The organism is Luteimonas aestuarii (assembly GCF_004357985.1).
Lineage (GTDB): Bacteria > Pseudomonadota > Gammaproteobacteria > Xanthomonadales > Xanthomonadaceae > Luteimonas > Luteimonas aestuarii.
Genome location: NZ_SMTF01000003.1, coordinates 358,577 through 372,570 on the forward strand (window position 1 = coordinate 358,577; position 13,994 = coordinate 372,570).

Here is a 13,994-nt window from a genome sequence, read left to right on the forward strand (position 1 = left end):
AGCGCGCGCTCGAACTGACGAAGCAGCTGCCGTTCGCGATGTCACTGTCGGAGCCGAGCCTGGAGATCATCCGGCACCTGGATACGTACGGGCGGTTTCGGTACCTGGATGTCTCCTACCATGTCCGTGACCGGGAACTGCTGAAGCTTGACAAGGCGGTGTGGGAGATCAGGCTGTATTGCCGCGTCATCAACCAGACCGCACGCGCCGCATCCGGCGAGGACATCGACATGCTGCCCAGTTACCTGAGGGGTATAGAGCGGGCCAAGGAGGCCCCCTCCTACAAGCTCGGGATTCCCAGGGGCGTCCTTGAGAAGATCCTGTCCAAGAAGAACCACCCGGCGCGGCCCCACCTGGTCTGGAGGAACATGTTCTTCAACAGCCACAACCGGAAGACGACGCGATGACGCGACCAGATGCATGTGGTCAATGCCCCGCTGGGTCTCAAGCCGAAGCTTCTGGCCGCGGTCAGTAAGTACGTCTGGTTTCCCAAGAAGGTGACCGTAACGTACGAGGAAGAACTGAAGCGCCGCCAGCCGAGGAAGACGAAGTAATCACGCGCATGTAACTGCTTCTGCCAGCCGGATCGGCTAGCCATCAGCCCAGCGGACATTCGGTTCGCCGTTGTCGTAGGTGGCCGCGACGGCAACGATGCGATCATGATGCTTACCGTTGTAGTGCTGCAGCATCGGATCCAGCGAGCCGATATTGATGAAGAAGCCTAGGGGATAATCCAGTTCCTTGAACATCTCGTCCAGCAGCACAAAGTCCGCCTGCGCCTTCTTCACCGACGCCCGCGACTTGAGCGCCCATACAGCATAGTTGTTGTTCTTGACCGACACCCCGCGCACTGCCGGGACATGCAGGATGATGTCAGGGCGCTGACGAATGCCGTGCCGCTTGCTCTTCTGGTGCTCGATTTCCAAGATGCTTCCGGCTGGTTGAATCCGGGCCTGGTCCAACTCCAACTGCAGCGCGTGATAGAACGCGCCGTGGAACGCAAGCTCCGTGGCGAAGAACCGGGGATGTCCCACCGCACGGATCGCGGCATCGGTGGCGCGGACCAGGCCGTCTCGCATCGATGCCTCACTCCCCGCCCGCGGGGGCGGCAATTTTCGCGCCAATCCACTTGCCCGCAACCTTCAGCACTAGCTGCCTAGCCTCGTGGATATCCATCGTCGATTTCGGGATTTGGAACTTGCGCGCGCCGTGCCTTGCGGTCACTCCCGCGACGAGCGGGTTATTGGCGGTCGCGTAAAACGCCTTGAGCGATTGGCCGTCGACCCATCCGGTCGCGATCAGATCATCCTGCCTGCCAACGTCGTGCTCGACAGCCTCGATGATGCGGGTCAGGTTGGTCCAGTCGTCGAGCGCGCCTTTGAGGTAGGCCAGCACATCCGCCACGACCGGATCGCCCTGTACCAGCGCCCGCCATGCTTGGAGACCCGGCCCGCGTTCCGGCTCCCGGATGACAGCTTCGTCGTCGCCGAGCGTGAAGCCGACGAGCCGTGCGGAAATCGCGAGACCGTCGCGCATCGACACGTAGTGCACCTTCGGTTCGTCGGGCGACTCGCGGCTGATGTTGCCGACCGTGATCTTCCGGCCACCGGCGAGGAACAGCCGGATGTATCCGTTGAGATAGTCGACCTCCCGACCCGCGATGACTTTGACCGCCTGGTAGTCGTCGGTCTGCGCAAAGAGCGCCGGATCGAGCTGGTACTTTCCGTCCACGACCAGTACGGGGGTTTCCCCGCGGAAGCCCTCTTCCAGTTCGCGCAAGGCGTGCTGGTCGCCACTGAGTTCAACGATCCACGTCATCCCGACAACTCCTCATCAGACCGACCGTCTATTGAAACCTCATCGGCGGCCGAGATGGTCCCGGCCGCCGCAACACGCTGGGGGATCAAAGGCGTCGCCGCAGTTCCTTCAGGCGTCCGAGATACGCCTCGGCATCCTGCCTGCTGTCCCAGGGCGGGCATCCGTCGTTGAACAGAAACGGCTGTTCGGCCGTCCGGTGCGAAAACGCGCGCCAGCCATCGCCGCGAAGCCGCAGGCTGAGATGCGGATACGCCGCGTAGTCGACATGCTCCCTGGACGTCGAGCCCACCGGTTTGTAGTACCGATTGACGAGGACGTGCGTGTCGCCTTCGACCGGATTGGCGCCATACGGCAACCACAGGCGCATTTCCCAGTATGCGATCGACTTGGTGTTCAACCGGTACCGCGGTTGCGCGAGGAGCCCTTCGACATAGGCAATCGCGAAGTCGACCGCGTTGGCGGCGCTGGCGAACCGGCCGTCCAGCGGCTGCACGCCGTCGCGCGCGATCTCCGACCGTACACGCCGCTCGAACCTGGACGTCGGTTCGGGCAGCACCCGCATCGACTGGGCGATTTCTTCCGGCGTTCGCCGGAAGAACCAGGGTTGCCGTTCGTCCGAAGCGGTGCTGCTGTTCTTTTGCAGCAGGGACCAGTTCCGGTACCCCTGTTCGGCGGCGATCTGGTCGAGCGCCTTGGCCAGGATCACGCCGTTCGCGCGCGAACGCTTCTTTGCGTCGCGACGCATGACTTCCACCTCATGGGTGGTGAACATCTTCAACATGCTGGTAGTTTCCAAATGCAATGCCGCAATCGGCTGTGCGTCCACACACGAGCTACGCGGCAAGGTTTCGGAAACCGCGAAGTGATGCCACGATGTCGATACGACTTCGCCAGTGTGGACGGGCGGGCCGACGTGACGGCCTGAAATCAGGGTAGGCGCGGACCTCGCCTTCGTCAAGCATCCGGACGCCGTCGCCGGCGACGGGCCGCTGCGGCGGGCGCTGGTGCTCTAGCCTGCGCCGTCAGGAGCCGAAATGCCTCGACGAACCTGCTCAAGAAGCGGTCTCCTCCACCGGAGTGGCCATCTCGAGGTATCGGCAGAAGGCGTTAGCAAGTTGCATTTGGCGCGGCGTTCGACAACTGACTTCGAAGACCGAAGGTGACGCGACCAATACGCACACGCATTTTGCACGGGAGGTCGCCACGTTCAGTCGATTGAGGCTGTAGAGGAACTCCATGCCGCGCGGTGCGTCGGCGTAGCTGGAGGTCGTCATTGAGTAAATGACGATGGGAGCCTGTTGACCTTGAAACTTATCGACGGTGCCAATTCTCGCACCAGGAATCCGGTCGGCCAATTCAAAGACCTGCGCGTTGTAGGGCGCAATGATGAGGATGTCCTGCAGCTCCACCGCAGCCGGCACGCCTCGATCGTTCGTCCAAGTCGCGCCACTGGTCAAGATTTCGGCTACGAGCTGGCGCACAGCCTCTGCTTCTTCAGGCGACGCACTTTGGTTGCCTCGGGTCGGAATCGGCAGAAAACGAAGACCCGACCCATTAATCCGACTCGTAGACACAATGGCTTGTCGTTCGAGTCCAGCACGAGGGTGTAGTCGGTTGGCATAGAACATCTCCGAGGTGAAACGGCAGATGTCCGGATGTAGGCGCCACGTCTCTCCGAGAAACAAGCCGCGTTCAGGGGGCAGCGTCTGCTCTTCGCCCAGTATGTGGTGTAGTGCGGAAACATCGGTGCCTTCGGGGTGGCTGCCCTGCAAGGGTTGGTCGAGCTGCTGTGGATCGCCAAGCAGGACGAGTTGAGCCCCGGCTTGCGAGATCGCAAGAACATTGGCCAGTGACATCTGCGCAGCCTCATCAACGAACAGGACATCGACGGTCTGCGCCGCGTCCGGAGACGCCCATAGCCATGCTGTTCCGCCTGCTACATGCGCGCCCGCAGCCAGTCCTGCGAACAGGTCGGCGTTGCTCTTGGCAAACCGCAAACGAGGTTGATCGGGTTCTGGTTCCGCCGGCTTCTGGATGCAGGTCAGGGCAAGCTCCTGCTCCCCTGATGCCTTGACGACCTCGTCCAGCAAGTTCCGGATGACCTTGTGGCTCGTGGCGCAAATGCCGACCTTCTTGCCGGCTCGGACCAGCGCACAAATCATGCGGGCGCCGGTGAACGTCTTGCCCGAACCCGGTGGCCCTTGGATCGGCAGTACGCCGCCTTCCAAGGCCAGCGCGACCCGGCAGGCCGCGTCTAGAGGGGCTTCGCCTTCGTCCTGAAGGGCCTGACGGCCCAAGCGGGGGCCCATGCGTAACAGCAGGTCGCGGGCGCCGAGGTAGGCGCCCGGCCCTTCCATACCGTTCGCCGCGACCGATTCGCCAATGCGCACGAGCGCGTCTGCCAAGACATCCGCGTTGATGACCTTGTGGCTGAACACCGCCTCCGGGTGCAGGGCCGCGCTGTCCATGCGCTTCTTGATATCGATCCACCGCTCGTCCAGTGAGATTGCATGCACGGCGCCGAGCTTCGCACCGCCCAGATTGTGCAAGTCTTCCGAACCGCGCATTTCGGTTTCCTGCAGTGGGAAGGCATAGCGGTGGATCGGCGCTCTGGCCGTTCCACCTTGCGGGCCGACAAAAGTCAGTCCCGACAAGCCGGCACGCTCATCGACCAGATCATCGGTGGCGAGAGCCGAGAGACGGAAGTATTCCCACCAGACGGCCTTCTGCTCTCGCCGATGGAAGTCCAACGTATGCGCCAGGAGCCATCGCGCATGCTGTTCCGGCGTTCGTTCTGCCGGGTCCACCGGCACCTCCACCGTCAGTCGCGCGATCAGGTCCGCAATCTTGAGCTGCCACTCGTTGAGGGCCTCACTAGCCGCTGCCTCTGCTGGCGCCGGCCGAGGGACTACCACGCCCTGCGCGACAAGCCCGGCGCGTTCGGCCTCCAGCCATTGACGTAACCCACGGGTGGACTCGCAATCGTCGCGGTTGTAGCGAGCGACTGTCTCGCGCGCGTCGACGTCTATCAGTGCGAGGTCGCCCAGTTCGAGGCCCACTTGGACTTTCGCCAAGGCCTTGTTCGCCTCCGCCAGCGGCATGGTCCGTGTGAACTTGTAGAGCGGCTCGAGCTTCTTGATCGAGTAGCTCTCCACACTGGCACGCAGAGATTGGCGAACGACGGTATACAACTCGACCATGCATCGCGATCGCAGCAGCGAGTCGATTTCGGTCTCTCGCGTCGCATACCGCCCCATCAGTCGCTTCAACGCGGCCGGCTCATAGGGCGCGAAGTGGTAGATGTGCAGATCGGGATAGACCTTCAATCGTTGAACCACAAAATCTACGAACCGTTCGAAGACCCGCTTTTCTTCCTCGCGAGTCAGCGCCCAGTCCGCGACGTTGACGGCATTGCCGTCCGCGTCCGTATAGGCATAGCCGAACAGGTATTCCAACCCATCCTCGCCGGCGAACGGATCCCCTTCCAAGTCCAGGAAGACGTCACCCGGCGAGGGCTCCGGGAGGGTTGCGAGTCCGAAGCCGGCGACAACCGCCAGTAATTCATGTTGGATGGCGCCGGCATCACGTCCGGCAAGCTGAATCCGTGCTTGCTCCCGAACGCGTTCATACGCCTGCGCCGAGCCGCGCGTCGGCTTCCACGCCAGGGGAATGGGCATGACGGCCAAATCGGCCAGCGTGGCAATGCCGTGCGCTGCTAGTTCATCGATCTGGATTTTCGTAATGCCCGCGACCAAGGACAGGTGGTCATCTGCGCGGCGACGCTCGTCGCAGCGAACGCGCCAACGGCAAATGTCGCAATGTTCCTTCGGTTCGGGATAGACGTCGCCCGATCCGCCGGGTGCGATCGCCGATTCCAGGGCGTGACGAACACGGCGGTAGTAGGCCGCGTAGTCGTCCATGCGGTAGACCTGCGGTTCATAGCCAGTCCACGGCGCGACGACGTAGCAGTGTTCCGGCCGACGTCCCTGCGTCGCTTCAACCATTGCGGCATACAAGCACAACTGCAGGACGGTGCCGGCTTTGGTTTCTCTCGCCAGCTTGGTGTCGATTACCTCATACGACCACGGCCCCAGATCACTCGGCGTGTCGACACGACGCAGGACGTCCGTGCGTCCTACCCAGCCGTTCACCCGGAATGCCGCTTGCACGATGATCGCATCGCCCGCACGCATCGCCGCAAGCGTTCGCGCGATGGCGTCGTCCTCGGTGCCGAATCCCTCGATGACCGTGACGGCGAGCCTCTGGGCGGACAAGTGCTCCACAAAGCCGTGCTCGTGTTGGGCGCCGCGCTCCCAGAGCAGTTCCAGCAGGGGGTCCCAACTTGCGGGCTTGGCCAATGTGCCGTTGGCGACGGCGATGTCCAATCCGGTCAGATGCCCGCAATTGAGATGCCCCACCAGATCGGAGGCGCTGAGCAATAGGGAGTCGCCGTGCTTTTGCATACTTGCTCCAGACCGCGTACTACAACGGGATGTCGAAAGCTAACTGTGCTCCCTGTGCTCCGCTCACCAGTTCTACCCAGCACCCGTGCTTCTGGCGATTAGCCAGGGAGCTTCAGCGCCTGCAGTTCCTGCTCAATCCTTGCGGAGTGACGTGCAACCGCCTGTTGCTCTTCGGGCCATGCCCAACGTTCACAAAGCGCAGCGATTCTGCCCACTTCGCCCTTCCCTAGTGCCGGACCCACGCCGCCTTCGTCGTAGGTCGCCATGTTCCACAGCCGCAGCGGCCTACAGGCCTGTTCGGCCAACAGGCTCGCAATGCGAAATCCACCCAGGTCTGTGTCCCCCCAATGCCACACCGGCATGTCGTCCGGGAAACTCCTCAGAAGCGCCACGTAGCCCCGAAGCTGCGATGGGCTGGGATACCCGCCGGTGTAAACCAACACGCCGCGTAGCGGACCAGCCAGCCCGTTGGCTAATTCGTGGAAGATAGTCAAGTTCTCCACCGACAGCAGGTACGCCGGCGATCCTTCGGCGCCAACGACATGGCGAGGAGAACATCCCGAATATGGTGTCAGCACGGCCGACCGCTCGACGCCTCCGCCGGGGAGTGAGGTCTTTATCTGTACCGGGCCGGCAACCAGGAATGCTGACGGGTGCTTGAGCAGTCCTAGCGCGGCCAAGGTGGCTTCCGCGTGGCGCGCTTCGGACTGATCGAATGCTGGAGCTGTCAACAGGTCCAGAATCGTCGTCAGGGCCTCGATGTGCTTGGAATCGTGAAAGAGCTGAGCGCTGACGCGACGCTCGGAGACGTCTGCGTAGTTCTGCTCACGACAGTGATCCATGACCCGAAACGCCTCGACCACCTTCGGCCAGGCATCGACTGCGACGCCGCGCGGGGAACGGCCACCGCGCCACGCGTCGATAATCCGATCGGCGGCCGACCAGGTGTCTCGCCACGGCGCCAGCGCCGCCTCAGCATCCGCCACTTTTGCGGTCGTCGGCCGTACACCAAGGAACTCCGCCAGGGCCGGCAACGAGACCAGCGTCAGACGCTGGATTTGGCCCCCGGGGCCCGCGCGTCGTTCCCACGCAATTGAAATCGCACCTAGGCGCTGAGCCTCTGCCACCTCGGCGTGGAAACGCTCTTTGTCCGCGTGGGTGGGCAGCGATGCATAGCCCGGGAACTGCTTGTGCGTTAGCGACACCGTCGGGGTGCGCTGTGAGGCGCGCATGTCCGCTCCGTCACCGGCACGCCACAACCGCTCCAGGATATCACGCGCCAACGGGTGCATCGGGTCCTCGCTCAAGGCGTGCCTGCACCAGTTCTGGATGCTCGCTGGGCATGTCCGAACGCAACAACGCGTGGCCAAGTGCGGTGAGTTCCTCGCGATGGAACTCCATGACCTCCCCTTCCCGTACCAGCTCGTAGATCGTATCAGTGAAGCTACTCAGCTTGGCGCTATCGGCGCTCGGCGCCCCCATGATCATCTGCAGGCCCAATCCGTCGATGAACTTCGCGGTCGCCACGGCATTTTGGTCGTCCATGGCCGCGAAGGCTTCGTCCAACAGCATCAGCGCGGCTCCTTCCCGCCCATCATCTTGGTCCATCCGGTAGGCGTGTGTCAGCGCGGCCGCGGCCACTACGTAGAACGGGGTGAGGTGCTCGCCGTTGGATGAACTTTGCATCCGCTTGCTCAAGGTGCTGAAAGGTACACCGTTCTCGCGGATCTGCAGGTCGAAGTTGAACATCAGCCTGAAATCCTCGAGCGGGTTCTTGCCCGGCTTCCTGCCCTCGACCGGCTGTGGGTTGAGCATCGCGACAATCTGCTTGCTCAGGTCCGAGTCGTCGCCGAACAATGCCCCGCTCGCGTCGTCGTTGCCCGTCCACATGATGTAGTCGTGGAGCTTGTGATGCTCCTCCGCGAGCGGAAAGATGAATTTGTAGGTCTCGTTATGGGAAAACGGCGGGCACTTGTCCAAGATCCGGTTGAGGGTGTCGATGTTGTGCTTCATCCGGGTCATGCCCTCGCGAAGCTTGAAGACGACGTCCTTACGGAAGGCCTGTTCCGCGACTTGCCGCGCCATGTCGGCCTGCGGCTGGTACTCGTGTAGCTTAGTCTCAATGATCTGCTGCTTGGTCAGTTCCATCCATGTCATCGCCTTACGCCAGTCCGACCGTTCCTCGATGACCGCGTACGTATAGCGGTCCACGAAGGTCCCGAACTCCGGGAGCGCTCGGTTGGTTGCGCGCGTCGCGGCGACGCGTGCCTCCCCGAGCTGCGTCTCGCACAGGTCCAGCCGAGTCGGGTACTCCCGTTCGCGTCCCGTCGAATCGACGTCGATGCGACTGCGCAGCTCATCGACCAGTTGGGCGTCGAAATCCGCATCCTTACGTTTGGCCGCTTCCGCAGCTTGCGCCCGCTCCAGGTCTTCCCAACTCGCGGTGAGTGCCGCTTCGGTGGCGGCGATGTGCGCCTTCGAAGCGCCCAGGCTTGCGTCCGCGTTGCGTTGCTCGCCGCGCAACTCCTCTCGCCGAGCGACTTGCGTGGCCAGCTCCGTTTGAAGGGCCTCCACATGCGCCGTACTGATGCCCGCTACGAGGCGCTTCTGTGAGGCGACCGCCTGCCGACCGGTCTCTGCCTCGGACGCCAATCGCTGGGCGGCCGATTGCGCCTCGTCCGATTCGCCAAGCTGCACGATTCGATCCCGCGCCGCTTCCAGCGCCTTCTCGCGCGTCCGCAGTTGCGACACCTTGGAGCCGGCCGCATCGAGTTGGCGCCGCAGGGCCGCCTCGTCGGGGCGCGTACCGCGGCGCCCGACGACGAGTTTGTCCGCGGGGAGCAGTTCCAGTGTTTCGGTGCTGCCGCTCTTGCTCAACAAGCCGTCGACGGTGAGCGCTTGGGAATGCTCGCGCAGTTCTTGCTCGGTCGAGACGCGCCGTATCCGGCCAAGAATGCCGTGGAGGTAAGCCACCGCCTGATCGTTGGTGCCGGTAACGAGTGCGGCCACCGACCAGACTTCCGGACGGCGGCCGATGCGCTCTTTCAGATGCTGGGGCTGCACGATCTTGACGCCGGCGATGCGCTGTCCCGGTCGCCGGATGATGCGAACGGCGTCGTCCTCCTTGCCAGCGGGCACCAAAAGGGCGAATCGGTTGCGCGCCAGATAGGTTTCGATCGCGCGCTGCCATTCTGGGTCGATGATGTCCACCAAGTCACACACCGGCCGTGCCTGGATGCCTGCATGGCGGAGCACTTCTACGGCTTGGCCAGGCCCGCCCGGCAGCGCCACCCCGCCAGCGCGCTGGTTCTCAGCACTGCCCGACAGCGCTTGGTACTCCTGCTTGGCATGTTCATGCTCCTGCTGAGCACGGAGCCACTCGGTCCGAATGGGTTCGCTCAAACTGCTGACCGTTCGCAGCGCTTGACGGGCGGCCTCTCCAAGGGCGCTGAATCCGTCCTGCGGCACGCGCGCAGTAGCCAACGTGAGTTGCTTGTCGGCCGCCAGGGCCGACGCCCGCACCGGATCGGCCACGAACCCGCTGCAAGCATGCAGCGCTGCCTGGATCTGACTGACCTGGCGTTGCAGGGCGATCACGCGCTCTCCTTGCGAACGCTCGCGTTCTTCCAACAACGACTGCTTGTCCTGTAGATCCTGGGCGGCCGGGTCTTGCATGAGCACCTGCGTCACTCGCTCAACGTCTTTGTCCGCTGCCAGCAGCGCCGGTTCGAGAGCCGTGAGCCGGTCTTGGGTTTGCCGCATCGTCGCTTCGGCCTCGGCCAGCTGCTGCTCAAGCGTACTGGCACGATCGGCCGCCTCCTCGACTTGGTACACCGCCACCAGCCCCTCCAAGCTGGACACCTTGCGGTGCTCGCGTTCGACAAACTGAAACTGCCGCTGCAACCCGCTCAGGCGGTCGATGCGTTCCTGCAGGTCCTCAATCAGGGTCTGCAGGCGACGAAACTCGTGAATCTGCTGCATGGCGCGGGTGCGATCGATGGGCTCTTCGTCGATCACGAAGTCCCGAACGAAGTCGCTGACGTTGTCAATCTGATTGAGCAGCAAGGACTTCTTGAAGGCTTTCTGATACTCGACCGGGTTGATGCTTACGCCTCGAGGCTGCAGGACATGCAGCAGCTCGCCGACGAACTGCTCGGAACGATCCTCGATCACCGGCGTGGTGCCCTTGCTGCTGGTCAACCGGCGCAAGCGGGCTTCGAATTCCTTCCACGATAGCGGCCACATTTCATCGCCTTGCGACTCGACGTGATCCGCAAGGCGAAGATCGACGCCGCGGGCCACGTACAGGCCGTTGATGCGGTGCTTCGACTCATGGGCGGAGGCCGACAGACACACGCCCGCCGACAGGGCCTCGCCGGTCTCGTCGTCGCGAAATACCAGCGAGATGTAGGTCAGCGACGTATCGCGCTTGCGCCGGGCAATCTGCGTCCCGCTTCCCGTACCGTCACTGTCATCCCGGGGCTTGAAATAGCCCAAGCAGTAGTCGCGAATGTCGCGCCGATCGGAGGTGCCGGACTTTTTCGCGTTGAACTTGATGCGCCGTGAGTCGGCGCCCAGCATCACGATCTGAATTGCGTCCAGGAGCGCCGTCTTGCCGGTCCCGTTGGGACCCAGCAGTGCAGTGTGCCCGGAGAAGCTCAGTTCTTCGGCGTCGCACACGAAGAACTGCACCAGCACCATTCGTTCAAGCCGCTTCATCGTCGCCCTCCCCTTGCCGTTCGGGCGCCGCGCCGCCCCGCGCGGCCTGATAGGCCCCGAGCTTGCTCACGGCCGCCTCGTTCACGAGTTCCTCGATCGCCGGCTGGATCGCGATGTTGAACGGTTGCGGATCCCCGGGCTCGGTATCGACCAAGCGCGCCAGGCCGTACCGGCGCAGCGGCGCCAGGGCCTCCCGCAAGTCGCTGGCAGTCTGCGGCAGCGAGCGCCCGGTGCCTTGGGTGTAGTGGGCCTGGAGTTCTTCGATGGTCACCATCGCCCGACCGGCTTCCAGTTCGCCTTTCATGGCGCGCTCGTGGAACAGCTGGCGCAGCACGAGGACCAGCAAGGTGTCTTGCAATGGAAGCATGACCTTGCGCGACTCGCGCGGCACCGCCGCACAGTAGCGATAGTCATCGTTGATGATGAGCTCCATTCCGAGCAAGCCCAGCGCCTCCTTGAACTCCACTGGGTACCGGCGGATGACGTGGTAGGAAACACGCTGGTTCACATCCTGCTCGTAGAGCACCTGGGCTGTGACCAGCTGATAGGCCGCCGCCTGGTAGTCCGACTCGCTCGTGTACAGTTCGTCGGCATTGGCCAGTTTTTCCCAGCTTCGAGGCATCACAGCTCTCCTTTGCGTTCCACGTAAAAGCGCGGCACGCGGATGTACGGCGTCTCGGTGACCTCTCCTGGCTCAGCACGGAACGCCAAGCCCTGGAAGGTCATCATCAGCGGCACATGCCGCAGGGCGCTGGGTGACAGCCGCTGGGTCAAGAATGCCGCGCGGGAAAAGGCCATGAATATCACCAAGTCCGAGACCTCGGTCACCGGCAGGTCGTCGGAGCGAACGCGACTGCCCGCCGGCAGACAGCGCTTGGCGTACTGGCGGACCTGCATGCGGGTGACCTGGCGAGCCCGGGTCATGGCGCGCCACAACTCCGCGCGTGCGCGCTGTTCGGGCGACAGCCCTTGTCGGCGCATCACTGGCGGCCGGATGTCTTCCACCGTGCGAGCCGGCGGGCGCAGCCGCTCTTCGCTAAACAGCAGGCCGGGCGCGAAGGGCGTCGGAACTTCGGCGTCTGGCGCGCGATCCGGACTGGTCAGCAGAGAGATCGTGTTGCTGATCACCACCTCGATTCGATCATGGCTGCGCAGCTTGTAGCGCAGGTAGGACAGTGCCTGTCGCGTCGCCCGGTTCACGCTGTCATCGACCCGATCCAAGTACTGCTGCACGTCTTGGAATTTCAACAGGCGCGAAATGTCGCGCTCAAACAGCGCCTCGGGATCGCTGTCCAAACGCGAACCATACAAGCGGGTGTAGGCGTCCATCATAGTTCGCCGCAGTGCGGCTTCATCGCGGAACCGGTAGGCGATCCGCACAATGTCGTGACGGTGGCGCAGCGGATGGTTGTTCGTGCGCATGTTGTGGTAGTCACGAATGTACAACTCCGAGATGTAGTCTCGGAAGAAGGCCGCCACGAACTTCCCCGCCGTTTCCTCCGTAGCCAGCCGCTCCATGACTTCGCGTACGCGCACGCCAATGCCGGCCAGGCTCGCAACAAGCGATCTGGCCTGCTTTGCGGTTTCTGGCAAGGCGTGCGCCTGGGTTTCGGGATCGCCTTCGATCGCCAACAGGTTGTTGTAGATCACCTGAACCTTGCCGCCCACCAAAGGCGCACCCTCTTCGGCAAACTGCTGCAACAGCTCGAGGACTTTTTGCACCACTGGCGGCATGACGATGAAATTTCGTACACCGATCCGTTCCTGGCGCAGCCACCCCGATTCGATCAGACGGTCCAAGTATTGGTTGGCGCGAGCTTGCGGCGTGGCCTCGGCGCCTGCCTCGGCCTCCTCCGCCCATTTTGGCGTGCTGAGCAAATGCCGTTCGATTTCCAGCGTAACGGTGCGATGCGGAAAACCGTCTTCGGGCGGGAGCGTGGCATCTGGGCCAAAAAACACGTCGTGTAGTCGAACGAGTAGCTCCCACATGCGTTCGCGATTTTCAGACGCGAGCGGCCGGAATAGATCGACCGGGAGTCGATCGAAGATGCCCAGTGAGGTCCTTCCACCTGCGCGTGAGATGGTCATAGCTTTTATGATATGATATCTTTTATGATATTATCAACCCATGGCCAAAACGACCCGCTTCCGGGAAAGTCGATTCCACCTACTCTGGAGCCTGCTCTCCTGGGAAGGTGAACTTCGCAATCGCCGCCTGCAGGACGTGCTCGGCCTGACGAGCGTGCAAGCCAGTCGCCTGATCGCGCAGTTCCGTGACGAGCATCCCGGAGCGATCGAAAACGACCCGGCGAAAAAGCGCTGGGTCCCGGCCGGTGCCCCCAGCGCCGTCGCCAGTGGCGAACTTGAGGACTATCTGGGGACACTTGAAGTCGAAGACGTGTGGTTTGAAGACGGCCGCGTCGACTTCCTGACGCCCGATCGGCGTGTGTTCGCCGCAGTGCGCGAGGCGTGTGTCTCTAAGGCCGGTTTAGACACTATGTATGCCTCAATGACCCACCCCAAGGGTCATCGTCGCCTGCTGTACCCACACACCATGGTTCGCCTCATGCAGCGTTGGCACGTTCGGGCGTGGTGTGTCCAGCGGAAGTCCTACTGCGACTTCACATTGGGGCGCATGAGCCGCCCCACCATTCACGAGGATCCACCGCCGGCTCTGCCTCGAGATGCGGACTGGGAAGAACGGATCGACGTGCGACTGGGCGCCCACCGCGCGTTGGGGATCGAGCAAGAGCAGATTATTCGCGGTGAGTACTTTGGCGGTGCCGTGGCGCGCCGTCTTCGGGTTCGTCGGTCCCTGGTGAACTACGTCATCAATGACATTCGGGCAGCCATCGATCCCAAGCGGCAAACCCCTCCAGAGTTCTATCTGGAGGTGCTGAACGTGGACGAAGTTCAAGAGTGTCTGTTTTCGTCTTTTCAGTTTACTTAAATTGTCCCCTGCATTCGTCCCAACACAACAACGTCCTGCGCTGA

At 62.8% G+C, this 13,994-nt stretch carries 10 protein-coding genes; 2 read left to right on the forward strand and 8 right to left on the reverse strand.

The annotated features are described in order from the left end of the window. Positions 1-38 precede the first annotated feature (38 nt). Positions 39-407, forward strand: a complete 369-nt coding sequence (locus E2F46_RS06615; protein ID WP_133321294.1) for a hypothetical protein — start codon at positions 39-41, stop codon at positions 405-407. Between the two features lie 183 nt (positions 408-590). Here the strand turns inward: E2F46_RS06615 and E2F46_RS06620 are convergent, their stop codons facing one another. From E2F46_RS06620 to E2F46_RS06655, 8 genes are all read right to left on the reverse strand, one after another. Beyond that, on the reverse strand, positions 591-1,079 hold the full coding sequence (locus tag E2F46_RS06620; protein ID WP_133321295.1) for a hypothetical protein: 489 nt from the start codon (positions 1,077-1,079) through the stop codon (positions 591-593). 7 nt (positions 1,080-1,086) lie between these two features. Then, entirely contained in the window at positions 1,087-1,818 is a 732-nt protein-coding gene (locus E2F46_RS06625) for a hypothetical protein (RefSeq protein ID WP_133321296.1), read from the reverse strand. Between the two features lie 85 nt (positions 1,819-1,903). Beyond that, positions 1,904-2,644: a hypothetical protein gene (locus E2F46_RS06630; protein ID WP_243720330.1), complete on the reverse strand. Its 741-nt coding sequence runs from the start codon at positions 2,642-2,644 to the stop codon at positions 1,904-1,906. A 226-nt stretch (positions 2,645-2,870) separates the two neighbouring features. Next, on the reverse strand, positions 2,871-6,281 hold the full coding sequence (locus tag E2F46_RS06635) for a TM0106 family RecB-like putative nuclease (protein ID WP_133321297.1): 3,411 nt from the start codon (positions 6,279-6,281) through the stop codon (positions 2,871-2,873). 98 nt (positions 6,282-6,379) lie between these two features. Further along, positions 6,380-7,513, reverse strand: coding sequence for a Wadjet anti-phage system protein JetD domain-containing protein (locus E2F46_RS06640; RefSeq protein ID WP_165967370.1), 1,134 nt, complete (start codon positions 7,511-7,513; stop codon positions 6,380-6,382). 40 nt (positions 7,514-7,553) lie between these two features. Continuing rightward, on the reverse strand, positions 7,554-11,000 hold the full coding sequence (locus E2F46_RS06645; RefSeq protein WP_133321299.1) for an SbcC/MukB-like Walker B domain-containing protein: 3,447 nt from the start codon (positions 10,998-11,000) through the stop codon (positions 7,554-7,556). Next, positions 10,987-11,622, reverse strand: a complete 636-nt coding sequence (locus E2F46_RS06650; RefSeq protein ID WP_133321300.1) for a DUF4194 domain-containing protein — start codon at positions 11,620-11,622, stop codon at positions 10,987-10,989. Before E2F46_RS06650 ends, E2F46_RS06645 begins: the two co-directional genes overlap by 14 nt. After that, positions 11,622-13,088 carry a Wadjet anti-phage system protein JetA family protein gene (locus E2F46_RS06655; RefSeq protein ID WP_133321301.1) on the reverse strand — a complete coding sequence of 489 codons (1,467 nt, stop codon included), beginning with the start codon at positions 13,086-13,088 and terminating at the stop codon, positions 11,622-11,624. The genes E2F46_RS06650 and E2F46_RS06655 overlap by 1 nt, the downstream gene beginning before the upstream one ends. Positions 13,089-13,128: 40 nt before the next feature. Between E2F46_RS06655 and E2F46_RS06660 the strand changes: the two genes are divergently transcribed. Further along, entirely contained in the window at positions 13,129-13,950 is an 822-nt protein-coding gene (locus tag E2F46_RS06660; RefSeq protein WP_133321302.1) for a BrxR family transcriptional regulator, read from the forward strand. The last annotated feature ends 44 nt before the right edge of the window (positions 13,951-13,994 follow it).

Excerpts from the sequence above, each read along its gene's own strand:
- E2F46_RS06615 (WP_133321294.1), top strand. The coding sequence starts at position 39 with ATGTCACTGTCGGAGCCGAGCCTGGAGATCATCCGGCACCTGGATACG.
- E2F46_RS06620 (WP_133321295.1), bottom strand. The coding sequence starts at position 1,079 with ATGCGAGACGGCCTGGTCCGCGCCACCGATGCCGCGATCCGTGCGGTG.
- E2F46_RS06625 (WP_133321296.1), bottom strand. The coding sequence starts at position 1,818 with ATGACGTGGATCGTTGAACTCAGTGGCGACCAGCACGCCTTGCGCGAA.
- E2F46_RS06635 (WP_133321297.1), bottom strand. The coding sequence starts at position 6,281 with ATGCAAAAGCACGGCGACTCCCTATTGCTCAGCGCCTCCGATCTGGTG.
- E2F46_RS06640 (WP_165967370.1), bottom strand. The coding sequence starts at position 7,513 with ATGCGCGCCTCACAGCGCACCCCGACGGTGTCGCTAACGCACAAGCAG.
- E2F46_RS06645 (WP_133321299.1), bottom strand. The coding sequence starts at position 11,000 with ATGAAGCGGCTTGAACGAATGGTGCTGGTGCAGTTCTTCGTGTGCGAC.
- E2F46_RS06650 (WP_133321300.1), bottom strand. The coding sequence starts at position 11,622 with ATGCCTCGAAGCTGGGAAAAACTGGCCAATGCCGACGAACTGTACACG.
- E2F46_RS06655 (WP_133321301.1), bottom strand. The coding sequence starts at position 13,088 with ATGACCATCTCACGCGCAGGTGGAAGGACCTCACTGGGCATCTTCGAT.
- E2F46_RS06660 (WP_133321302.1), top strand. The coding sequence starts at position 13,129 with ATGGCCAAAACGACCCGCTTCCGGGAAAGTCGATTCCACCTACTCTGG.